Source organism: Rhizobium sp. T1470 (assembly GCF_042140505.1).
GTDB lineage: Bacteria > Pseudomonadota > Alphaproteobacteria > Rhizobiales > Rhizobiaceae > Rhizobium > Rhizobium favelukesii.
On sequence record NZ_CP148095.1, the window covers coordinates 46739 to 67202 of the forward strand.

Below are 20464 nucleotides of genomic sequence, written 5' to 3' on the forward strand. Positions count from 1 at the left end.
CTTTGGCACATTTGATGCCGTCGGGGGGCGTCCACTCCACCGGTTCGCATCACTGGTGGTTCGAGAACCGCGGCCCCAAATGCGCCCTGCTCGTCTATATCGATGACGCCACCGGCAAGCTTTTGCATTTGCGCTTTGCCGGATCGGAGAACACGTTCGACTATCTGCATGCGACGAAGGCCTATCTGCAGCAATGGGGCAAGCCGCTGGCCTTCTACAGCGACAAGCACGGCGTTTTTCGCTCCACCCATGCGTCGGAGAAAGACCGCACGAGCGGCCTGACGCAGTTCGGTCGGGCGCTCTATGAGCTGAACATCGATATCATCTGCGCCAACACCCCGCAGGCCAAGGAGCAGACATCACGATGCACCTTGTTGGATTGGTTGAGCGTCAATTAGCCGGGGCTGGCGGCTACCATAGCGACCGCCGACGCCTTTTGCGAGTCTGACGTTTCCCGGAGGCTCATACAGGTAACGATGGTTGGTCGCATAACGGTGGCGCTTGAGAACGCCATCGCGACCGAGTTGATGGATGGTTGTGGCGCTGACGCCAAGTTGACGAGCCACTTCCTCGCCGGTGAGCATGCCGCTCTCACGCAACCGTTCGAACCGAGTCTTCAATCCGTAGGCTCGACGAACGAGCATGACTTTCTTCAACGTAAATGGCTCATCGCGCCAGTTACGATGCCCGAGTGCGTTGAGACGACTGGCAATCTGCTGGTCGTTGTCGGTCTCCAGCAGTTCGTTGATCAGCGCTACGACCGTTTCCGGGGTCTTGCGGATCACGGCCATGGGCCGGGGGCGAGCTACTGCCAAGCTTTGTGTGCGACCTCCGCGCCAGCGGATATGTATATTGATCTGCTGGTCAACCAATAGCGTCACGTCTTCGATGAGGAGACCAAGCATGCGTTTACGCTCGACGGCGCTCGTGCGTTCGTTGCTCCAGACGCTAGGAAAATCTGCGGCCAGCGCCCGGATCCGTTCCTGCGTAGGGCCGTCCAGCAATGACTGGTCTTTCTCGTGCTGACGCTCATGTTCGCGCTGAAGCGCATCGAGGTCGCGTAGCTTGCCATTCCAGTCCGCTTCGAGTGCGTCGGCAACCAAGCGGTTGTCGGGATCGACCTTTAGATAGCGACGGCGTGCGAGTTCAGCCTCATACCGGGCGCGCTGTAACTGCTTGTCGCGCAGCGAGGCGGCTTGCTCGACACGTTGTGAGATCTCCTCCTGCACCGCCAGCGCGACCTCTATCGCCGTTGGTGCCATTGCTTCGAGCAGCAGCGCGCTGACCGCTTCATCGATCGCTGGTCCTCTTGCCCATTGGCAGGTCTTTCCAGCGTGACGAACGACGGCCTCGTTGCAGACGTAATAGGGACGGAGTTTGCCCTCGAACTGTTCATAATGGACCCGCATGCGGGCGCCGCAGCGACCGCACAAAACTCGTCCTTGCAACAAGCCGTTGCCCTGGCGAGGCATACGACCCCGCAGGCCCGGAGAAAAACCGACTGCATTTTGTTGGAGGCTTGTTTGATTGCGCTCGAACTCATCCCAGGAGATATAGCCTTCATGGGCCTGAAGGATGAGCACCTGCCAGTCGGACCTCGGCATCTTCTGTTGTACGGACTTGAGCTTGGCATTGTAGGCAGTGCGTGTACGTCCGTATGCGAAAGCGCCAGCGTATCGTGGATTGTGCAAGATCTGAAGCAGTCGGGAGTGATCGATCTCGCTCCAAAGGACATCACCCTTGCCGATACCGCGCCGGATGCGCCGAGGAAACAGGATCTTCTCGCTGCGCAGACGGCGCACGACCGCACAAGCTGAGCCCGCCTCCCGGAAGGTATCGAACAACATGCGCACCGTGTCCTGAATCTGGCGATCCGGATCGAGCACCACGCGCATATCAGGCGTGTAAACCAGTCCGATCGGCAACGGTAATTCGAGCTCGCCACGACGCTCCTTATTAAGAATGCCGCCTTGCAGTCGAGACTTCAGGATGTGCAGTTCGGCCTCACTCATCGTGCCCTTGAGGCCGAGCAGCATACGATCGTTGAACGACGACGCGTCGTAGACGCCATCTTCATCCATGATGAGCGTGCGCGACATCGCAGCCAACTCCAGAAGGCGATGCCAGTCAGCATTGTTGCGAGCCAAGCGAGATACTTCCAGTCCCAGCACGATGCCTGCGTGCCCCATCGCGACCTCGTTCACCAAGCGCTGAAATCCGTCGCGGTCCTGCGACTGTGCACCGGAAAGGCCGAGGTCGTTGTCGATGACGTGGACGCGCTCAATCGGCCAACCCAGCGCCACCGCGCGATCTCGCAGTGCATATTGCCGCTTCGTGCTCTCGGTGTTCTCGAACACCTGACGAAGGGAGGACTGGCGGACGTAGAGAAATGCATCGCGCCGCAGGTGATCGGCACTAATCTTCAAGGCATTATCAGTAGACATGGCTTCCTCCTGTCTCTGCTGCCAGCACCATATTGGCGAGCATGTGCACGAGCTGGCGATCGTGCGCGACCAGTGAAGTTGTCTTGAGCCGAGGCGCCGACGGCTGTCGCGCTATCATGGATTGATGTGGCGCGATCAGCACTGCCAGGCCGCGCCACAGTCCGTGAAAGACGATGGCGCCCACGCGCCTGGCGCAAGCCGTGCCGCAAACAACATCGGCGCGGAGCGCTTCGTAAACATCCTTGCCGTTCGCCGGCATGGCGATTGCGTGCGTCCGCTCGTCATCGTTTTTTTTTACGCGCCACCGCACGTTCGATACTACGAGGATGGACGCTGATGCCCAGTCTCGTATGCACCAGGTCCGCCAGCGAACGGGCCTGTAGTTCACCGTTCGCTTCGAGATGCTCCTCGACGAGACGCATGACCTCGCCAGTAAGCTTGTGGGCTGACTTGGGCCCGCGGGTGCGCGGCAAGAGGCCGGCAATGCCATCGCGCTCGAACGCGGCCTCCGCTTGATAGTAGGTCTGCCGAGACAGTCCGAAAAGCGCGGCGGCATCGACTTTGTTGGTGTCGTCTTCGCGGGCGTGACGAAGCATCTCATACTTCACTTGCACGAGATCGAGCGGATCGAAGAAACCTGCTTCCCGGAACCAGGGGGCGCGGACGCCGTCGGGTCTGGGGTTGAGAGCGCCCATCTGGCGCAGGCGATCGGGCTTGCTTTCTTTGGCCATGGATGCCTCCTGTGTGTAATGTAAAATATGCCGCTACCGGCTTGAGTGTCAATTGAATTATATCGAACTTTTAGCCAAAATTGTAGCATTATCATGACGATTCTCATAAGGAAGCCGCCCGCAAACATCACATGAGCGGCATAATTACCTTGACATTTGCGCATAATTTACTTGACGCATCTTCACTCTCTATGGCGGTCCTTGATGTGAGCAATCAATGAAGCCAGCGCCGACAGATCGTCCGGACGCGAGAAGGACCGACCTGCGGCTATCTGGCGGAATGCGTCGATCTCATCGGCGTCGGTCCACGAGGCCGGCAGCGAACGCAGCCGTCCTCGTGCGTCATAGAACATGACGCGGTCTTCGCCCCAGTTCTGCTTGCGCGTCGCCAGAACGAAACGTTGGCCACGCCATGGATGATAGGGGTGCGTTATCTCGAACTCTATGCGCGCTTGGCTAGTTGCACGACCTGCAGTCCTGGACTTGAAAGAAGGGTCGGGTGGAACGTGCCAACCAGACATTGCAGGATCGGCTGGTCAAGGAGATGCGGCTTCGCGGCATCGATACGATCGAAGCTGCCAATGCCTATGCGCCTGAGTTCATTACAGATTTCAACACTCGTTTCGGCAAGCCGCCACGCAATCCGAAAGACATGCACCGGCCGCTGGCCGACCATGAGAACCTCGATGGTGCCATGTGCCGCAAGGAAGTGCGCACGCTGTCGCAATCGCTGACGCTGCGCTACGACAAGGTGCTGTTCATTCTCGATCCAACCGAGATTTCCAAGCCATTGGCGGGCCAGAAGGTGATTGTCTGCGATTATCCGGACGGTCGGCTCGAGATCATGCACGAGAGCTTTGCCCTGCCCTACAGGACCTTCGATACGTTGCGCTCGGTGCATCGTGCCGAGGTCGTCGACAACAAGCGGCTGGACGACATGCTGTCGATCGTCGCCGAGTTGCAGGCCGGCAGAGAACAGCAGCGCAGCAAGAGCGGCCCCCGACGCACCGGGCAGAAGGATCATATGTTCGGCATTCGCGACGGCAGCACAGCCAACGGCTACCAGAAGCGTGGCCGCAAGCCGGGGCCGAGGACGGATTTCATGAATGATCCTGCGGTGATTGCGCGGCGAGAGAAAGCGTTATTGAGGCAGCCAGCGGCGGAATAAAGATCGTCAATGCACGCCGATGTCGCTTTGCGTATCCGATTCCAACTGCAGGCAAGCTGCCCAAAGTGGCGTCTTGTGGAAGGATCCGTCCTGCAGAAGAGTGAGCCCCTCTCGTGCCTCATAGAGCAAGCCGAGCCAGCATAAGCGTTGGAAGACGCCATACTGAAGGTCGGATTTCAACTCCCAAGCTTCTATGGTCATTTCGGTGTCCGACAGAGGCGCCAGGTCTGGATAGAGGATCTTCACAACGTCCATTGGCGTGCAACCTTCTCTGGCCTTGATATTGAGAAGATTGAGGAACAGGCGCCACCAGCGTAAGCGCGCTCGGACCTCCTCTTCCCGCTCGGTGGCGTGGACATACGAATAGAGATAATCCGTGGCGACCAGATCGAAGAAGGCTTGCGGGTTTCCCAAAAACTCCCGGCCGGGTCTGGTTGGCAGCAGCACATCCTTTTTCCGGCGAAGAAGCTTCAGATGACGGGCCATGTCGCGCACGACCCAAAGCGGCGGCATGTCGCTTTCATTGAGTACTTTGTTCATGCTGTAGAGGTCCTCGGCTGTGAATCCTGGCCAGAGGAAGTGCACAGCGGCCCAATGCACGAATTTGCGGTTCATGGCGCCGGTCGCCGTCAATCCTATGCCACCCTCACCGTCGGCATAGGCAACCGAAAGAAGCATGCCGCGAAGAAGTGGTGACAGCGCGGCGATGTCGACGTCACCTTGCAGGTTGATTTCCGGAAGCATCGTGCGGCTTTGATCCCCAACTGCGCCATGCAAGTGCCAGCGAGTATCGAGCGGTAAAAGAACAATTGCTAGTGAGAAAGCTAAAGCCGAAGGGGTGCGTCTCACCCGCCCCCGCTCCTCCCTCTCAACCCGGCCCAGCCGGTCGGATCGGGGGCTGATCGTCGGTGCCAGTGTCGCGTTTCTAACTCGCTGGCGACGCCGCATCTCTAATCAGCTTTGACAAAAAAATGTAAGGGGGTACATTCTATTTTCAAGTGCGACATGCCAATGATTTCAACGGCTTCACTTTGGAGTTTGGCATGTCCCGACGCTATACGCAGCTTGCTCTCGCCGACCGACGACGCCTACATCAGCTGGTGGCGGCAAAAGTTCCCGTCAACGAAATGGCACGTCAGCTTGGCCGCCATCGTTCGACGATTTACCGCGAGATCAAGCGCAACACGTTTAGCGATCGTGCACTGCCGGACTACGACGGCTACTACAGCACGGTAGCCCACGATATCTCTAAGGAACGGCGACGCCGGCTGAGAAAGTTGCGGCGGCACCCGAATTTACGCACGCAGATCATCAACCAGTTGGAGGCACGCTGGTCTCCGGAGCAGATCGCCGGGCGCCTGTTGTTGGAGAGGCACAGCCTCGTCCGCGTCTGTAAAGAGACAATCTATCGCTTCATTTACAGCAAGGAAGATTATGGGCTTGGCCTCTATCAGTATCTACCGGAAGCGCGTCGCAAACGTCGTCCACTGCGCTCCAGGAAGCCGCGCGACGGTGCGTTTCCAGCCACGCACCGCATATCCCAACGTCCTGATTTTATTGGAGATAGATCGCAGTTTGGACATTGGGAGGGCGACCTCCTCATCTTTGAGCGTCCACTCGGCCATGCCAATGTCACGTCCCTCGTGGAGCGCAAGAGCCGCTACACCGTTCTCATCAAGAATCCAAGCCGGCATTCTCGCCCGATCATGGACAAGATCATCAGGGCTTTTTCTCCTTTGCCGGCCTTTGCGCGTCAAAGCTTCACGTTTGATCGCGGTACCGAGTTTGTCGGATTCAGGGCTTTGGAAGAAGGGATCGGCGCGCGTAGCTGGTTCTGCGACCCTAGTGCGCCGTGGCAAAAGGGAGCCGTGGAAAACGCCAACAAACGCATTCGCCGCTTCATGCCAGGAGCTACAGATCTGGCCACCGTGTCACAACGCGACCTGATCCAACTCGCACGTCATCTGAACGACCAACCCCGTAAATGCCTTGGCTATAAGACCCCAGCCGAGGTGTTCGTGGCGCATTTGCACGATGAGACGCGATCCCCTACCCTGTAAAACGGGCGTGATGCACTTGGGTTAGCTTCTCCACCGCTCAATGGCCCGAATATGTTGTGCTCGAAGCGCCACTTCGTCGCAGGTCTGAGCATGCCTCCACCCCCGCTGGCTCCCATCTCTTCGACATGAGTTCTTTGCACCTGAAAGGACCAGAGAAATGCCCCTAAACCTTTTTCTTGATGGTATGGACACCGTTGCGAACACGGGAAGGTTTTTCGTCGAACTCACCGAGCGCATAGGAGATGGTAAACTCGTTGGCGACGAGGACGTTACGCATCTCGCGAGAGCATTCGGATTAAAGATTCCCTCCGAACTGGTGGGAGCTTCCATAGTTTCGTTGGAGGAGGGTCACGACGCAGAGCAAGCGACGGAGCGAAAAGACGAGCCTGGTCGGCTCCGAATGGTTGTCACCTATCCACCCGGTAGTAGTTCCTCCAGACTCGGGCGTAGTCGAGAAAAAATTCAAGAAGTGCCTCAAGGTTTGTCAGACTGTTGGCGGTGCTAAGATATGTGCAGAGGTATGTGTCAACATTGACATTGGCTTTGGAGGAATCGGCGGCAAGATCACTGCAACCGTATCGGTAGCTTTTTAGCAGGCTGCCTGGCGCACCAGGACTGATCACGACGTGACTAATATTGCACAACAGAAAAAGCCGCCTCCCCGATTAAGGAGGAGGCGGCCTGATTGCTTAAGGAGCGGGAGCCGACGTGGAAATCATGATTGTCCATTCGCCTTTCGGCTTCCCCCAGGGCTTCTCTTTGTTAGTGCTGAGACCAATCTTGTCGATTCCGGAAACGCCCGGCCCCACAAATTTGAACCACGTTTCGGCACCCTTTCCGCCAGCGTTTGGTGAAGGGCAATAGACATGATAATCCTTCTTCGCGACGCTCTGACCTCCAGACATGAAGTTCGCATGTGCGACTACCCACATCGGTCTCCAAGGCCTGCCATTACTAGCCTTTATAGTGACGTTGCCATCGTTGTTGAGCCAAAGATCTACGAACTGATTTTTGTCATCATTAAAGAATGCGTGAACGCCGCTCGTGTCATAGGCGTTCGCACGTTCCGCGCATACGGCAAAGAGTATAGCGAGAAACGCGCTGACCAAAAGATTGCGCATTGCATCATCCTCCAACCTAGTTGCACTTCGGTATAACGGACGCCAGTTTAAATTGAATAGAAACGCCATAATATTTAAACCTTAAGATGCACTACGTCATCCAAAAGAGGTATTGCCGCCTTATCTATGAGCGATTTTGCGTTCGCGAGTTCGACTGGTTCTCGACCATCCGATCTACGCGGAGCGTCATATTGTCGACAGCCGCCTTCACCCCGCTGATCGCCTCCATGATCTGGTCAGTCGTCTCGCGAAGCCCAGCCTTTGAAACGTACTGCTCGGCCACGTGAAGCTTGTGGGATGCCAACGTTTCTGCGACCCTTTCGATGTCCTTGCGGTTTTCCGCGACCTTGCCCTCAATGCGCCACCAGATCGCCCAGCCGGCGCCGGCGACCGTGAGGAAGAACAGCACCACCTTCATGATTTCTTCTGGCGTCATTGCGAAGCCTCGCGGGCTGTGATCACATTCGAATCATCAATCGGAGAAGTTGCATGTTCGAAGATGTTGAAATCAACATTCCATGCCCCGGATGCGGACAGAAGACGAAGAAGAGCGTCGCTTGGTTGAAAGCGAACAAGCAATTCACCTGTGACGGATGCAGCAAGGCAGTCACTGTGGACGCAGAAAAGCTCTTCGCCGGAATCAAGAAGGCCGACAAGACCTTGGCGGATTTCCGGAAGAAGCTCGCTCGCCGCGAAAAGCGCTGACAAGTAGTCTTCTAGGTCGGCGGTATCGCACCGCAATTTAATCGTGGTCATTTCGTCACCACCTTACCCGTCAGTCCGGCGTCGCGGTCGGCGTAGAAGTCACGTAGCTCGAGGTGCTTGCGGGCGCACGATAGTAGTCTGGCCCGGTCTTTCTTCCAGTAATATTCAAGGAGTGCCAGAGTTAGCTCCTTGTCGCCCAGGTCGACAGGCCCGACGCACCGCTCGAGCAATACGCTGTCCGGCTTGGTGAGCTTGGGCAACGGCGGGACGACGACCAGCTTATCGGATCTGGTTGATGCGGCGCACGCTGGGAGCGCTAAGCACAACGCGACCAGCATCAGGATCTTGGTCAGCTTCACGCTGTAGCTCCTCGATTTGAGTTTGGAGGGATTCGCTTTCGGACTGCATCGCAGCAATGCGGGTAGCCTCGCGAGCTTTGGCTGCGTCCTGCGCTGCAGACTGCCGTTCGATCTCAGCATCGCGCGCCGTTACGGCCTGCCGCTTCATCTCGGCGATTTCTGCCGTGAATTTTCCGGCCGCAGCCTGATATCCGGAATCGTAAATCCGGTTATAGGCTGTGCTGGCCGCAAAGAAGACAAAAGCGGCGAGGACCAGCGCGCCGACGGCGCTGACAAGCCACTTGTCGACGCCAAGGAGTCTTGCGATTGCGCCGATCATTGCGCCACCTGCGCGGCGGCGATCTGCTTGGCCATGACTTCAGCGGTCGCTATCCAGCCCTTGATAATCGCGCCGAAAGCGTTGATCCCGCTCATGACGGCGATTGTCTGATCCTTCGTCAGGAATGCAGACCAGTCGAACAATTGCAGGCCGCCCACGAGCGAGGAAAGGATCGCCAGACCGTAGAAAATGTAGTTGGTGATTTTGGTGGAGTTCATGCGACCGCCTTGAGGCAAAGCGCCTTTTCCTGCGCGCGCCGCTTTACCAACCCGCCCACTACTCGGCCGCCCGCCTTGTTGAACATGGTGAGTGAATCGCACGCGCCTCGTATGTCGCCAGCGTTCAACTTGTGGGCCGCAGTGGACCTGCAGAACGTGCCGACACCGACGTTGTAGGTGAGAGACAGACCGGCGACGTAGGTCTCGATCGGCAATGCGTCTGGTGCCTTAAGGCACGCGCGCATCCCCTGCTCATGCACGATGAGGCTGTCAACGAGCATGTTATCGCAAGTCGCCTTGGAGAATTTCATCCCCGGCTTGATGTCCTTGGTCTCGCCGTAGCAAGCGGTCCAGATGCCGACCACGTCGCGGTATGCGTAGAGCCGCAGCCCTTCAAAGCCGCCGACAGTCTGGATTGCCATCGATCCTGCGAGCGTCAGCGCTGCTAGGCCGCCGCCCGCGGCCTTAAGCCTTGTTTTCATCAGTGGTTTCCTTGTGTTCCGCCGCTTCAGGCTGCGCCAGCATGCGGCCGACGTACGCCCCGCCAAGCAGCAGCAGCGTCAGCCACCACGGCAGGTAGTCGGACACGGCCGGGACCAGATTGAGGATGATGTCGGCCAGCGCCGCGAGCTCCATGAGCCGCAGCGACCAGGCGCGCGAAAGCACCCGGCGCCAGTCGGGGATGAGTTTCATGGGGATGTCCTGATTTTTGTAGCGTCCGTTAAGCTGGCAGCACAGCATCGAAGAAATGCTTGCGGTCCATAAAAACGCTCCAGATTGCGTGGTAAAGAAGAGGCGCTAACCAAAGGAAGAGGCGCAGAAATCAATACGCCCGATTACGATCCGAAGAACGTCGCTCGGTACGGCCGTGCGACCATCATCCTGGGTGCGCTCGCTGCCGCGCTGTTCACCTACGGTCTATGGTCCGTGCTCCCGTGGGTGTATTTTACCTACGGTAGGCGCTGGTTGGGCCTAGTAGTCGTGATTATCGTCGCCGCGCCGGCCGTGGTTCGGTACGTGGTGAGATACGTTCTCCGTTGAAGGCCGGGCGCGACAGACCACTCACGTAATTTGTCAACCTCCCCAGATAAGTGTTCGACCCATAGTAGCCCTCAAACGTTCATCCGGTTAATTGCGGCTGAGAGGTGAAACAATGCTCGATTCTGAGAAACAACGCGAAAGCGACGAACCGCCTGTACGTGCACCGCTGCCTGAAGGCGAGGAATTCTTCGACCCCTGGGAAGAAGAATTTCGCAAAAGCTACGCAAAGGACAATATGGCGTTCGATTTTTGAACGGAGCGGCCAGTGATTTTTCGCTGACAGGTAGACAATCTACGCCTATTGGCTGACGTGCCGGCAATGGCCGGTTGTGCTTTTATGAGGCCGACCGAGATGCGGTCAGTTTCTTCTGTGATGCGTTATGAAGCCCGCCCGACCCCGGCGGGCTTCTTGTCTGGCCACGAAAGGCAAAGTCTCCGCGCGCCGCACCTCCAGCGCTACAAATCAAAGTCCTGTTGAAGGTCACTGATCGTCCGGGCGAGGCCGAGATAGTAGTTCTTCCCATCATTCTTGGTGAATATCACCCATTTTCCCGTAATCTTTCCGTCCACATTGCGCTTTTCGACCGGCAAGGTTGCTACTGCTTGCGCTAGCTCATCAATAGCCTGAGGTGTTATGACTTGGTATTTCACCGGATCGAGGATTTCATCAACCATGGTATTGAGGCCGTACCTTCCACGCGCTGGGAAGATATTGGCAGGGAGGTAGCGTGCCGAGAAGTAATGTTTGTGCCATAACGCCTTAAGCGACTCGTCTTTGAATTCCGTCACAGTTACATCGCTATTAGGCTTGCCGGCCTCTACGTCGTGGACTGCGTCGATGACCTCGGTTGGGTCGATGCCAAAGGCGATCATGTGTACGAAGATGTCGCGCCACCACGATTCAGACATCCGTGAAAGAAGCTCCTCATCGCGTACAAAATGCGCTATGAAAGCATCGAATGCCTCTGTCGTGATCGTTAGAGCGCGATCTTGAAGTTTCACCGTCCAGGCCATCAAAAAAGTCCGGATTCGTCATGACGCAACCCAAGCCATCATAACCAAGCTATGGCGGCGGACGAGGTTTGCAACCTCAACTCGTACGAATGCATTGTAATATAGCAACCCGTGTGGCTATCTGCCGGGGACTTAACGGACAGATGATCAACTCTTTCGCCGCCCTGCAGGGGACGGGTGTGCCGGTTGTAAATGCTGCGTCGGACGGGACTGGTCGCCAAACTAAGACCCGTCGTTGGAGCTCCCAAACAGCTCCAGGCGCCCGGTCAATGCCGGGAAGCGACTGTCAGGCGTTAGGCCAACTTGCGGCAGTGGCTGCCGTTTCTGCCTCGGCGACGGTCACCGCGATTTCTATCGCGGCTTTGGTTCCAAGGCGCACGGCCTCGATCGCGCCGCCGATGACCTGCCATTGCGTGAATGCGGCGTATATGACGTTCGCAACCTCGCCGATGGTCGGCGCGGTAATCCCGACTTCGGCGGCCAACAGCGGAAAGCTGGAAAGTTCCAGCGCCTCGGAAGCTTCGATGGCGGCCAGATACCGCTTCGCCTCGTCTGACTTCTGCTGATAGGGCATGGCCTGACCAGATCCGCCGGTGATGTATTTCAACCGTTCAGTCTCAGCGGCGATGTCTATCGATGCCTTAAGCTGTTGCTTCAACGTCGCTGGATCCGGCCCGGGAGGATTGAAGAACGTGACCAATTCTGGATCGTCAATCGGCACCGCGATATCATCGAACCCCTCTTGAGGGAGCGGAGACACCGAAACAATCTTCCCATCGCGCCTTTGGACGTAATAAACGTTCATACTACCCTCCAATTCTTGGGATTGTTACATCGACCCAGCCGCGAGTGCGAAACTCCCATTGGAGGGTCGCGTGCGGACTGCCGATGCAGCCAAGAGGAATGGAGCCCGCCACATCGGTGTCATATCCGCTTTCTAGCGCAGTGTAGGTGGCAGTCGTGGTGCTATAGAATTCCTGATAACCCACGTTTACGACGGCCACGAGGCTGCTGGCGGCTATGGGTTTGACTTGGAACAATGCCTGCACGCGGACACCCAGTGGAACGCTTATTGCAATTGGCGCTAACGTACGGGTCGCGGTAGAGGCGAAGTCCAGCACAGATGTCGCCCATATTGTTCGATTTCCGACTTGAGTGAAATCGATAATCTGCGACGAAGCGTTGGTTCTGAGTGCTCCAAGTCGCTGAGACAAAACCCAACCAGAAGGCAAATTTGGTGCGGTTGCCGAGCCTGAGATCAATACGTCCGTGTCGCCAGTGCTTGTCTGACGTATCGCATGGGCATGATAACTTGAGTTCGCCGCGATTGATCCAGTATCTAGGCCACCATTTCCCGTGCCCTTAACCCAAGCGGCATTGATCTGCTTCGTGAACGCGGCCGAGGTTTTGACGAATACCCCACTTTTTTTGCCTTCGAGTACTGCTATGCCGATCACCGTTGCAGATGATCTGGATAGCTCTCCACCCTTCAGGTATTCCATGCCAATACGATCGTTTACTTGAACGTCAGTAAGTTTCTTGATGAGTTTGCCAGTGGATGAATTGAATGCCGCGAAATCATCTGTAGCAACACCGCCGGCTGGACCGACGACGTCGCCTATACCCGTTCCGTCCGTGCCTTTTTGCGCGAGAAGCTGCCACCAAGTATTTGACGTGGTGGGCAAGTTCGGCGGGGCATTGCCGGTTGTCGCCGCGATTGCAATCCAAGTCGAGCCGTTGTGGAGAACGGAATCAGTGACCGCGTAGGCCGTAGCATTGTCGTAAGCCCCGCGGGGGTTAACGCCGGTCGCTCCGGTAGCGCCACGCGCTGCGAGCAAGCCCCAGGTGGCTCCCGCTACAGGTGCCACGTTGGTGTTGTCGACGAGCGCAATCCACGATGCATTGTTGTAGCTGACAGCGTCGTCTTTCTCGTACGCCGTCGCGCCGCTCCAAACGCCTTTCCAGTTAAGGCCGCGCGGTCCTGTGATGTACGCAGGATCGCTCCAATCTCCGGAAGATGCCGTTACCTTCGAATATATAGCCGCCCGCCCGTCGCCGACGTCGGACACCAAAACAGCGTAGCCCGGAACCTGCAAGTCATAGGCGGCGCGATCTGCAAGCGCATCAACCTGCACATCGTAGTTGACGCCCTGCGTCAGATCCTGCCTCGTAAGCAGGCCCATAGCGCCCGGCCCGGTAAAGTACGGCACGGTGTTTGGCTGGCCAGTCAAGCCGGAGAATGCCGTTATGTTGCCATTCATAAGCTGCTGCAGAAGTTGACGAGTCGACGTCGCCATGCGGGCGTTGTCGCTCTGGAGCATGACCTCGTAGGCAGCATCCGTCTGCGACGGGCCGGGCCAAGGATTGGCCAGCGTCAGCGCACCGTTGCCCTCGATGGAGGCGATGCGGATGGCATAGCCCTTATGCACGCCAAACCAGTCGCCCGGCAGAATCGGGTTGCCTTCACCGTTGGGAGTTCCCCAAAAGGTATTGATGCCGGTTACTGCCGTGCTGCCGTTGGCAACCGTTGCGGTGCCCTCCTTGTAGGAAGACGGAAGAATAGCAGCCATTAGATCGCCTCTGGAGTTTCGGTTTCAGCCGTCGATGGTGTTTGATTGCGGGCAAGATAAAGCTGCCGCTCGAACTCGGCGGCGTTTGCCTCGGCCGCTTGCAAGCGGGCCGTCAGTTCCTCGACGCGTCTTGCCAGCTCGGCATTGCCCTCATTGCGCTCGTTAACGTCACGCTGTAGGGCTAATACCAACATGCATTGATCAAAACCGATGCGCCCACTCGCGCAGTCCAATGGACATTATCTTCCAGGGTTGCGCGACGAGTTTGTTCCAGGCGGCACAGCAGTGAGCGACGATGTCCTCGTAGTCTGTGAAGATGCGGTTCGACAGCCAGTTGTCCCTCATAAACTGCCAGACGTTTTCGACAGGGTTCAATTCAGGCGAACGCGGCGGCAAGAACAGCAATGTGATGTTGTCAGGGACGCTGAGCTTCGGCGTGACGTGCCATCCGGCTTGATCGAGGATGAGGACCGCGTGAGCGCCGTCATCGACTGCCTGGCTGATTTCCAGCAGATGTTGATTCATGGCGTCGGTATCGCAATAGGGCAATACGAGGCCCGCGCCCTTACCTTTCTTGGGGCAGATGGCACCGAAGATGTACGCCCACATCGTCCGTTGATCCAGCGGCGCTGAAGGTCGGGTGCCACGGCGAGCCCATCGGCGGGTGATCTTGTTTTTCTGACCTATGCGCGCCTCGTCGGCCCACCAGAGTTCGATCTCGGTATTCTTCGGGAGGCTGCTTCTGATGGCTGCCAATGCGGCAGGGAACTCTTTTTAAAAGCGTCCACTTCGGGTTCATTCTGGGCGTAGTGGCGCGGCCGGGCAGACAGCTTGGCAAAGCCGAGAGCCTTCAATTCGCGACCAACCGTGGTCTCGTCCATCGAGATCCGGAATTCCTGGAAGATCCATTGGACCAGATCCTTGCGCCGCCACCGAACGACACCGTGGATAGCCGGGATCGGACCACGCTCTACAATCTTGGCCAAGGCCTGGCGCTGATCATCATTCAGCTTGGGCCGATTGCCGGGAGCCTTGCCGTTGAGGAGCCCGGCCGACCCGTGCTCATTGAAACGAACGACCCAGTCGCGAACAATCTGCAAGGTCACGCCCCCGATCCGGGCCGCATCTGTACGCGAGCCGCCGTCATAAATTTCCGCCAACGCCAGAAGCCGCCGCGCTTGAGCGGCATCCTTGGTCCCTTTCGCGAACTGCCGCAGAGCAGGACCATCAAAATCATCGCGCAATGCAATCGCCGAACCCATTGCAAACCTCCCGTTTGCCCCATGGATTCAGATTTTCACCGATTCGGGAATCCCAAGTGAGTCGCACTCTGCGCTCGCTGGTATAAGACCTCTTCGGCCTTGTCGTGGAGAAGCTGAGACAGCATCAGCACTCGTTGCTCGAGAAAACTCTTCTGCGCTGCCGTCTCGACAAGCTGCACCTGCGGCGAAATAGTGATTTTGTTCTCTTCGGACATTGCGGCTCCTACACGAGCTCGTCGAACGCGTACCAGGTCACCGTGTGGGCGAACCGGGTGGAGATCGTCACGACGAAGCTGTTGACGTTGATTGTCGCCCATAGATTCGGGTGACCGGGAACAACCCCGATACTCGACTTGAGCATGATGAAAGGTGCGTAACTATAGGCCTTCGTCAGGCCGACGTTGGCCGAGCCGGCTCCTGCAAAGGTGATCTGCCCGTTGACCGTGCCGATATTTGCGACGTTCAGTGACAGCACGCCGGACTGAAAGACGAGCGGGTTGCTCACGTTGCCAAGGTCGGCTTGGTTGGCAACAACGAACTGCTCGGCGACCACGAGGAAGCGCGTGGGCTGCGACGGTGAACTCGGGACGTCGAGATACCAGGCCGCTGCCTTGAAGCTGCCAGCGCCTCCCGCGCGTGCCTCCGCGCCGATACGCGCCGCATAGCCAGACGGCCCCGCGTTCAAGGTCATTCGGAAATTCGCCGTCGCAACGTCACCCGTATTGGATGCGGCAGAAAGCGAGGTGATAGCAGACGCCAGTGCATCGCCTTGCTCGTCGATCTGCACCTGCAGCGAGTCGATCGCCGTGGCGACCGTGGTATCGACATAGACCTCCAGATCCTCCAGGCGCAGCGCCAGAGCCGAATTCGGCCCGGTGGCGATCGTGATGGCATTGAGGTAGCTGGCCGTGATGCTGCCATTCGTCAGCACCATTTCCGTGCGCAACTGCTGACGCGCCAGGAACTTGCCGAAGTCCTCGTCGGCTTGCAGGCGTGAGATGCGCTGGGCCTCAAGGATGGTCTGACGGGTCCCGTCTCTGATCCATGCCGTCGCATCGTTGACGAGCTCCTTAACCCCCTCAACGACACCCGGCAGATAGATATCCATATCCGTCAGCCGGACGTTGGGCGTCGTGACCGGGAGCCAGTCGCTCCATTCCATGAGCCGGTCGGGATCGGACGGCACGAGCTGCCCGCGTACGCCATAGGCATTATTCGGCAAGAGGTTCTGCGCGATGATGACAGAGCCGACGTCAGCGCGAAGGGTGTTGCCGCGATAGACGACTACGAAGGTTTCGGCATCACGCACCTCCCATTGCACGCCGATGACGCCAACCAGCCCGCCCGGCGAGTTGTCCCAAACCATGCGGATTGCAGGCCTGCGGCTGTTGCTGGCGTTATCGAGCAGCGTGTACGGCTCGATGAACCAATCGATAATTGGCTGAGGCTGCGGCACGACAGGGCCAACGGCACCATCAACCGGCGGATGGAACTCCGTTTCCGAGTCCCAATCGTAATCTGACGGATCAACCTCGGTGATGTCGACCATCACATCGAGATTGCCGCGGTCGACTGCACCGTCGATCACGAACCACTTGTTCGCGTAGCCATTGCGGACCGATGTCCACTGGATGACCTCGCCGGGCACCGCATACGCCAGAAGCTTGGCGGCAGCACGATCGTGTGTCGGCGAGCTCGGAGCGCGGCAAGGAGCGCCGACTTCATCAACCGCTGCACCTGCTCGGCATACGGCACCAGGTCAAAAGACACATCAGCCAGGAGTCGTCGGTTGCCGTCCTTCGCTTCCAGATCTGGCCGAAGGTATGGAGGCGCAGTCTGCGTCACCCATCCATTGGCCGGCTCGGGATACGTCCCGTTGATACCGTTGATGGTGTCCGCCAAGCCGTAGAACGGCGTGAAGGTCTGCCCGTCGGTCGACAGGATATCGTCATCCGTGAAGCTGATCGTTGGCGTCCCGGGCTCACCGACAAACAGGCGATAGACGCCACCGATCTCCGAGAGCGAGCCTTGGCACGCCGTCAAAAGGTTCTCGACGGTCGCATTGACAGGCTGATCAACGGAGATCTCGCCGCCCGATCGATACTGTGTGCCGTCACCGGAGACAGAAACGATAACCTTGCGGCACTCGTTGATTGCCGTGATCCAGTTTTGCACCGGCAGCCGCGCAGTCGTCAGGCCCTGAACACCGTAGACCCAGCGGGTTCCGAAGCGAAGGCCGCGCATGATGTTGTAGGTCTGAACGGCCGGAAGCCGGTCGCCATCGCCGCCCCAGGTCGACGGATCGCTATAGCGTTGCGGTCCGGAGCCGCCGACGACGGTGGAGTCCTTCGAAGGATCGTAGAGCGGGATGCCGTCAACGACGAAGGTCACGGCCGGGAAGCCGCTGAACATGTTCCTGGTCGCGCGAGCATGCACAACCGCATAAGGCCACACCGTAGCCGATCCGGTCCGCGCCCCAGGGGCGCTCTATGCTCTGGGCATAGGTGTAGAGCGCCGGATCAGCGGCCGTCTGCTTGCCATTGTAGAATTTGACGTAGAGGTTCGGGCCGCTGTTTTCGTAATCCGGGATCGAATAACCGAAGGCCGTGTTGTTGTTGCCGGCCGGATCATAGGTCACCTTCTTGCCATCGACCCAGATCTCGACGAGGCCGGTGATTGGCAAATCGGAAATCGCGATGACCTGAGTAAACCAGGCGTTCGGCGTATCTCCATCATTACCCCAGGTATTCGACCAGACGAGGCTGCCAGCCGTCGCGTAGCGGCCCAGGATGAACGAACGCGCAAGATCGCCGCCGCCCTGAATGTCTCCGTTGATGGAGAAGTTCGTATTATCTTTCTGCTTGCCTGCGAGAGCCTGCGCCGCGAGGCTCAGACCGATGCCGACGGCCGTGCGCAAGGCGAACGTGCCGAAGGCGCCAAGGCCGCCAATGAAGGAGCTGACAGCCGCATAGGCGCCCGCCAGAGCCGTGGAGATTGCCATCAGTTAAAGCCTTTTGATGAAAGCCGTTTCGGCTGCGGCATAGCCGCTTCTCGAGTAGAGCCGCGCCACTGCTTCCGGCCGAGCCGAATGCTGCGCCGTCAACTTGACGACAGCGCAGCCCGATGAAGCGGCCCACGTTTCGAACTTGGCGATAAGTCCTCTGGCCAGTCCTGCGGAGCGATGGTCAGGATCCACATACATGGCCACCTCTTCTGCCATGCGCTCGCCGGTCAGGTAGTTGCTGCCCGCACGCGCGATGAGGAATCCGCAAGGCGCATCGCCCGCAACGATGGCGAGGTATTCTGCACTTCGCTATCGCTTGGCCAAGGAATGCGCGCACGCGGTCAACCTTGAAGGGATACGAGCCGCCCGCTTCTCCGTGGAAACGTTCTGCCAGCGCAACGAGCGCCGGCAGGTCGCTCAGTCGCGCCTCGTAAATGTCCATTAGAAAATCCCTAGGAACTTCTTGCGTTTCTTCTGCGTAGGCACCACGCCCTTTTGCGAGCCCCACCAGATTTTCCACGTCGGCGTTGTGGCTGCGTCTTTGTAGAAAGTGTCACCGACATTTCGGAGAACCTGCGTCTCATGGCTCCGCGTCTCGGCGTTGGCTCGCGTCATCTCTTGCGTATGGCTGACACAGGTCAGACTGACGCCGCCCGTCTCGTTTTCGCTTGGTGTCTCGATGACGAGATTATCCGCGAAGCCGACGAAGCGGTTTTCAGCCGGCGCAACCATCTGCCTGGTGTCCGGATCGAAAAGACCGCGATAGACTTCCACGCGTGCCTGGCGAATGTCATAATCGCGCACGAGCTGCTGCACGTGGTCATCGATCTGCGACATCTGGATCGTGATGTTCTGCACGCTCATATTCTTGACGAGGGGAATATCGCTCATCTGAATCAGCGTGCCGGAACCGTAGAAGTTGCGGGTTTCTGTCAGGCCGGTATCGGGATTGATGACCTGGGCCGCAACATCGCCCCAGTCGCTCCCTGCCATCGGGCACAAGTTCGCCCGTCGTCCGATCACGGGCGACTATCCAGAGGAAGTCACGTGCAACGAGACGGCGCTCCTGCAAGGCCGCGACGTTGGCGGCAGTCATATTGCGAGGCATCAGCGGGCCTCCCAGGCGTCGAATGAAATGGAGCCCATTCCGGTGGAAAGGTCAGTCTGCGAGCTGACGCTGTCAGGATCAATGGACATGATGCAGTGAGGGCGCTTGACGCTCACTGCCGTGCCGGGTGCGACCGACGGCCAGAGGTGCGGCCGCACTTCAAGTGTCGGAAACACGCCAGAGACGTTTGCTACAGCATCAGACTGCACCCAATGCAAGTCGGTAGTTCCGACCTGTATTATGTCGCCTTCAGACAGCTTGAACCCCGGAGGGAAACCCTGAACGCTGATCACCTTGCGATTGGAATCGATACCGGTAATTCCGCCGGCCCCATCGAATGCATCGCCCGTTGGCCAAGATCCACGAGGATAGGCGATCGGGTAGCAACGGGATAGGTTGACGCCGAGGAACGTCTGGATTCCGCCATCCATGCTGGCAAGGATCGCCCGCCACTTGTCGACAGTGTTGGCTCTCACAAGCTTTGTCACGTAAGAGGCCCGCCAGATCGGCGAGCCGAGATCCTTGGCAAAGGTCTTGCCGCCGGCCGTGCGAGACCGCTCCTGGCGATAGATGTGGCTGACAATGCGTGGATCCTTCGACGTCTCAGCGTCGTCTATCCATCGTGAGAAAAGGTCGTTGTCGGTAGCGGCCTGCGTGGAGATGGCGAAAAGCATAGCCTTGCCATCATAGGCGCCCTGTGACGTTTCGATTGCCTCGACGAAGTCATCGGTCGGGCCTTTGATCTGCCCGACTTCGTCCAGAATCGCCAGGACAGGCGAGCCGCCATGCGCGCTTTTTGCTTCCGCAGAACTTGCCTGGTATTCGACATTTCTTGCCAGCCCAACGATCATTTTCGCTGACGGCACAATTCTTGCGAGCTTTGAAAGTTCCGGCGACATCATAATCATTTTGGCGCTGTAGTTAAAGACTTCAGCGGCTTGCTTGCGCGACCTAGCCCCGGATACGATTCTTCCGTTTTGATATGCCTCCGGTCCCACGATATGTGCCAGCAAGAGGCAAGCAATCGTCGCTGTCTTGGAATTCTTGCGGGCGATCGAAAGATAAGCTCGAGACGTTCCGGCCGGGTTATCGTAGACGGCCAGGATCCAAGCTTCTTGAAAGGGCTCTAGCTTGATTTTCTGGCCAAGAAGCGTCCCTTCCGGGACGAGAAGATATGATTCGATAAACCGGCAAACCCGTTCACCCCGCGACAGCTTATGCGTGGGTAAGTGCCGCCACTTACGCAGCTTTGGCACAGGGCCGCACTGGATTGCCTCCGTCGTTGTTTCCGGCAGCCGGCTGGCCATTCTTGCACCTAACTGGGTCGCGCTAACAGGTCA

The 20464-nt window shown here is 58.0% G+C and carries 26 protein-coding genes and 3 pseudogenes; 4 read left to right on the forward strand and 25 right to left on the reverse strand.

Annotated features, from left to right (window positions below):
• Window positions 1–29: 29 nt before the first annotated feature.
• Window positions 30–386 (forward strand): annotated as a pseudogene (locus WGT02_RS38535) (ISNCY family transposase); the annotation flags it as partial.
• On the opposite strand, the gene WGT02_RS38540 reads toward WGT02_RS38535, so the two are convergent.
• From WGT02_RS38540 to WGT02_RS38555, 4 genes are all read right to left on the reverse strand, one after another.
• Entirely contained in the window at window positions 360–2444 is a 2085-nt protein-coding gene (locus WGT02_RS38540) for a recombinase family protein (protein ID WP_208245135.1), read from the reverse strand. The pseudogene WGT02_RS38535 and the gene WGT02_RS38540 sit on opposite strands and share 27 nt — an antisense overlap.
• The gene (locus tag WGT02_RS38545) at window positions 2434–2703 is read right to left on the reverse strand and encodes a hypothetical protein (RefSeq protein ID WP_225040396.1); all 270 of its coding nucleotides are present in this window, start codon (window positions 2701–2703) and stop codon (window positions 2434–2436) included. Before WGT02_RS38545 ends, WGT02_RS38540 begins: the two co-directional genes overlap by 11 nt.
• Before the next feature lie 22 nt (window positions 2704–2725).
• A complete protein-coding gene (locus tag WGT02_RS38550) occupies window positions 2726–3175 on the reverse strand; it encodes a helix-turn-helix domain-containing protein (protein ID WP_225040398.1) in 450 nt (149 codons plus the stop codon).
• Between the two features lie 182 nt (window positions 3176–3357).
• Complete coding sequence (locus WGT02_RS38555) at window positions 3358–3696, reverse strand: DUF5372 family protein (RefSeq protein ID WP_210362994.1); 339 nt, start codon at window positions 3694–3696, stop codon at window positions 3358–3360.
• Here WGT02_RS38555 and WGT02_RS38560 point away from each other — a divergent pair.
• Window positions 3666–4343: pseudogene (locus WGT02_RS38560) on the forward strand (ISNCY family transposase); the annotation flags it as partial. The gene WGT02_RS38555 and the pseudogene WGT02_RS38560 sit on opposite strands and share 31 nt — an antisense overlap.
• A 6-nt stretch (window positions 4344–4349) precedes the next feature.
• Here WGT02_RS38560 and WGT02_RS38565 read toward each other — a convergent pair.
• Window positions 4350–5087: a hypothetical protein gene (locus tag WGT02_RS38565; RefSeq protein ID WP_208245133.1), complete on the reverse strand. Its 738-nt coding sequence runs from the start codon at window positions 5085–5087 to the stop codon at window positions 4350–4352.
• Between the two features lie 299 nt (window positions 5088–5386).
• On the opposite strand from WGT02_RS38565, the gene WGT02_RS38570 reads away from it, so the two are divergent.
• Complete coding sequence (locus WGT02_RS38570) at window positions 5387–6403, forward strand: IS30 family transposase (protein WP_208245180.1); 1017 nt, start codon at window positions 5387–5389, stop codon at window positions 6401–6403.
• A gap of 689 nt (window positions 6404–7092) precedes the next feature.
• Here WGT02_RS38570 and WGT02_RS38575 read toward each other — a convergent pair.
• The 8 genes from WGT02_RS38575 to WGT02_RS38610 form a co-directional block, all read right to left on the reverse strand.
• Window positions 7093–7524 (reverse strand): hypothetical protein, encoded by a 432-nt coding sequence (locus tag WGT02_RS38575; RefSeq protein ID WP_024318940.1) that lies wholly within the window; start codon window positions 7522–7524, stop codon window positions 7093–7095.
• Between the two features lie 124 nt (window positions 7525–7648).
• Complete coding sequence (locus WGT02_RS38580; RefSeq protein ID WP_208245131.1) at window positions 7649–7960, reverse strand: hypothetical protein; 312 nt, start codon at window positions 7958–7960, stop codon at window positions 7649–7651.
• On the reverse strand, window positions 7957–8280 hold the full coding sequence (locus tag WGT02_RS38585; protein ID WP_208245129.1) for a hypothetical protein: 324 nt from the start codon (window positions 8278–8280) through the stop codon (window positions 7957–7959). The genes WGT02_RS38580 and WGT02_RS38585 overlap by 4 nt, the downstream gene beginning before the upstream one ends.
• A complete protein-coding gene (locus tag WGT02_RS38590; protein ID WP_024318937.1) occupies window positions 8277–8588 on the reverse strand; it encodes a hypothetical protein in 312 nt (103 codons plus the stop codon). The genes WGT02_RS38585 and WGT02_RS38590 overlap by 4 nt, the downstream gene beginning before the upstream one ends.
• Complete coding sequence (locus WGT02_RS38595; RefSeq protein WP_208245127.1) at window positions 8509–8907, reverse strand: hypothetical protein; 399 nt, start codon at window positions 8905–8907, stop codon at window positions 8509–8511. Before WGT02_RS38595 ends, WGT02_RS38590 begins: the two co-directional genes overlap by 80 nt.
• On the reverse strand, window positions 8904–9125 hold the full coding sequence (locus WGT02_RS38600; RefSeq protein ID WP_024318935.1) for a hypothetical protein: 222 nt from the start codon (window positions 9123–9125) through the stop codon (window positions 8904–8906). The genes WGT02_RS38595 and WGT02_RS38600 overlap by 4 nt, the downstream gene beginning before the upstream one ends.
• Complete coding sequence (locus tag WGT02_RS38605) at window positions 9122–9607, reverse strand: lysozyme (protein ID WP_208245125.1); 486 nt, start codon at window positions 9605–9607, stop codon at window positions 9122–9124. The genes WGT02_RS38600 and WGT02_RS38605 overlap by 4 nt, the downstream gene beginning before the upstream one ends.
• Window positions 9591–9818, reverse strand: a complete 228-nt coding sequence (locus tag WGT02_RS38610) for a hypothetical protein (RefSeq protein ID WP_208245123.1) — start codon at window positions 9816–9818, stop codon at window positions 9591–9593. The genes WGT02_RS38605 and WGT02_RS38610 overlap by 17 nt, the downstream gene beginning before the upstream one ends.
• Window positions 9819–10278: 460 nt before the next feature.
• Here WGT02_RS38610 and WGT02_RS38615 point away from each other — a divergent pair, with 460 nt between their 5' ends.
• A complete protein-coding gene (locus tag WGT02_RS38615) occupies window positions 10279–10419 on the forward strand; it encodes a hypothetical protein (protein ID WP_208245121.1) in 141 nt (46 codons plus the stop codon).
• A gap of 203 nt (window positions 10420–10622) precedes the next feature.
• Here WGT02_RS38615 and WGT02_RS38620 read toward each other — a convergent pair whose 3' ends face one another.
• The 12 genes and pseudogenes from WGT02_RS38620 to WGT02_RS38675 form a co-directional block, all read right to left on the reverse strand.
• Window positions 10623–11180: a hypothetical protein gene (locus WGT02_RS38620; RefSeq protein WP_208245119.1), complete on the reverse strand. Its 558-nt coding sequence runs from the start codon at window positions 11178–11180 to the stop codon at window positions 10623–10625.
• A gap of 286 nt (window positions 11181–11466) precedes the next feature.
• Window positions 11467–11985, reverse strand: coding sequence for a hypothetical protein (locus WGT02_RS38625; RefSeq protein ID WP_208245117.1), 519 nt, complete (start codon window positions 11983–11985; stop codon window positions 11467–11469).
• A gap of 1 nt (window position 11986) precedes the next feature.
• On the reverse strand, window positions 11987–13750 hold the full coding sequence (locus tag WGT02_RS38630; protein ID WP_208245115.1) for a hypothetical protein: 1764 nt from the start codon (window positions 13748–13750) through the stop codon (window positions 11987–11989).
• Entirely contained in the window at window positions 13750–13944 is a 195-nt protein-coding gene (locus WGT02_RS38635; RefSeq protein WP_208245113.1) for a hypothetical protein, read from the reverse strand. Before WGT02_RS38635 ends, WGT02_RS38630 begins: the two co-directional genes overlap by 1 nt.
• Before the next feature lie 7 nt (window positions 13945–13951).
• Window positions 13952–15012, reverse strand: a protein-coding gene (locus tag WGT02_RS38640) for an IS630 family transposase (RefSeq protein WP_112334090.1) whose coding sequence is annotated in 2 segments (ribosomal slippage) — window positions 13952–14520 and window positions 14520–15012 — 1062 coding nt in all. Because the reading frame shifts where the segments join, the coding sequence is not laid out codon by codon here.
• A gap of 35 nt (window positions 15013–15047) precedes the next feature.
• On the reverse strand, window positions 15048–15227 hold the full coding sequence (locus WGT02_RS38645; protein WP_208245112.1) for a hypothetical protein: 180 nt from the start codon (window positions 15225–15227) through the stop codon (window positions 15048–15050).
• An 8-nt stretch (window positions 15228–15235) separates the two neighbouring features.
• Window positions 15236–16660, reverse strand: a complete 1425-nt coding sequence (locus WGT02_RS38650; RefSeq protein WP_208245110.1) for a hypothetical protein — start codon at window positions 16658–16660, stop codon at window positions 15236–15238.
• Complete coding sequence (locus WGT02_RS38655) at window positions 16597–17424, reverse strand: phage tail protein (RefSeq protein WP_208245109.1); 828 nt, start codon at window positions 17422–17424, stop codon at window positions 16597–16599. The genes WGT02_RS38650 and WGT02_RS38655 overlap by 64 nt, the downstream gene beginning before the upstream one ends.
• On the reverse strand, window positions 17387–18013 hold the full coding sequence (locus WGT02_RS38660) for a hypothetical protein (RefSeq protein ID WP_208245107.1): 627 nt from the start codon (window positions 18011–18013) through the stop codon (window positions 17387–17389). Before WGT02_RS38660 ends, WGT02_RS38655 begins: the two co-directional genes overlap by 38 nt.
• A gap of 3 nt (window positions 18014–18016) precedes the next feature.
• A complete protein-coding gene (locus tag WGT02_RS38665; protein ID WP_208245179.1) occupies window positions 18017–18304 on the reverse strand; it encodes a GNAT family N-acetyltransferase in 288 nt (95 codons plus the stop codon).
• A gap of 153 nt (window positions 18305–18457) precedes the next feature.
• Window positions 18458–19039, reverse strand: coding sequence for a hypothetical protein (locus WGT02_RS38670; protein ID WP_375680030.1), 582 nt, complete (start codon window positions 19037–19039; stop codon window positions 18458–18460).
• Window positions 19040–19690: 651 nt separating this feature from the next.
• Window positions 19691–20431 (reverse strand): annotated as a pseudogene (locus WGT02_RS38675) (terminase large subunit domain-containing protein); the annotation flags it as partial.
• Window positions 20432–20464 lie beyond the last annotated feature (33 nt).

Bases quoted from the DNA above. Each gene is read 5' to 3' on its own strand.
- WGT02_RS38565 (WP_208245133.1), bottom strand. From the start codon at position 5,087: ATGCTTCCGGAAATCAACCTGCAAGGTGACGTCGACATCGCCGCGCTG.
- WGT02_RS38610 (WP_208245123.1), bottom strand. From the start codon at position 9,818: ATGAAACTCATCCCCGACTGGCGCCGGGTGCTTTCGCGCGCCTGGTCG.
- WGT02_RS38580 (WP_208245131.1), bottom strand. From the start codon at position 7,960: ATGACGCCAGAAGAAATCATGAAGGTGGTGCTGTTCTTCCTCACGGTC.
- WGT02_RS38655 (WP_208245109.1), bottom strand. From the start codon at position 17,424: ATGTTCAGCGGCTTCCCGGCCGTGACCTTCGTCGTTGACGGCATCCCG.
- WGT02_RS38605 (WP_208245125.1), bottom strand. From the start codon at position 9,607: ATGAAAACAAGGCTTAAGGCCGCGGGCGGCGGCCTAGCAGCGCTGACG.
- WGT02_RS38575 (WP_024318940.1), bottom strand. From the start codon at position 7,524: ATGCGCAATCTTTTGGTCAGCGCGTTTCTCGCTATACTCTTTGCCGTA.
- WGT02_RS38585 (WP_208245129.1), bottom strand. From the start codon at position 8,280: ATGACCACGATTAAATTGCGGTGCGATACCGCCGACCTAGAAGACTAC.
- WGT02_RS38545 (WP_225040396.1), bottom strand. From the start codon at position 2,703: ATGCCGGCGAACGGCAAGGATGTTTACGAAGCGCTCCGCGCCGATGTT.
- WGT02_RS38645 (WP_208245112.1), bottom strand. From the start codon at position 15,227: ATGTCCGAAGAGAACAAAATCACTATTTCGCCGCAGGTGCAGCTTGTC.
- WGT02_RS38625 (WP_208245117.1), bottom strand. From the start codon at position 11,985: ATGAACGTTTATTACGTCCAAAGGCGCGATGGGAAGATTGTTTCGGTG.
- WGT02_RS38570 (WP_208245180.1), top strand. From the start codon at position 5,387: ATGTCCCGACGCTATACGCAGCTTGCTCTCGCCGACCGACGACGCCTA.
- WGT02_RS38600 (WP_024318935.1), bottom strand. From the start codon at position 9,125: ATGAACTCCACCAAAATCACCAACTACATTTTCTACGGTCTGGCGATC.
- WGT02_RS38620 (WP_208245119.1), bottom strand. From the start codon at position 11,180: ATGGCCTGGACGGTGAAACTTCAAGATCGCGCTCTAACGATCACGACA.
- WGT02_RS38635 (WP_208245113.1), bottom strand. From the start codon at position 13,944: ATGTTGGTATTAGCCCTACAGCGTGACGTTAACGAGCGCAATGAGGGC.
- WGT02_RS38550 (WP_225040398.1), bottom strand. From the start codon at position 3,175: ATGGCCAAAGAAAGCAAGCCCGATCGCCTGCGCCAGATGGGCGCTCTC.
- WGT02_RS38595 (WP_208245127.1), bottom strand. From the start codon at position 8,907: ATGATCGGCGCAATCGCAAGACTCCTTGGCGTCGACAAGTGGCTTGTC.
- WGT02_RS38540 (WP_208245135.1), bottom strand. From the start codon at position 2,444: ATGTCTACTGATAATGCCTTGAAGATTAGTGCCGATCACCTGCGGCGC.
- WGT02_RS38660 (WP_208245107.1), bottom strand. From the start codon at position 18,013: ATGGCAATCTCCACGGCTCTGGCGGGCGCCTATGCGGCTGTCAGCTCC.
- WGT02_RS38615 (WP_208245121.1), top strand. From the start codon at position 10,279: ATGCTCGATTCTGAGAAACAACGCGAAAGCGACGAACCGCCTGTACGT.
- WGT02_RS38555 (WP_210362994.1), bottom strand. From the start codon at position 3,696: ATGTCTGGTTGGCACGTTCCACCCGACCCTTCTTTCAAGTCCAGGACT.
- WGT02_RS38630 (WP_208245115.1), bottom strand. From the start codon at position 13,750: ATGGCTGCTATTCTTCCGTCTTCCTACAAGGAGGGCACCGCAACGGTT.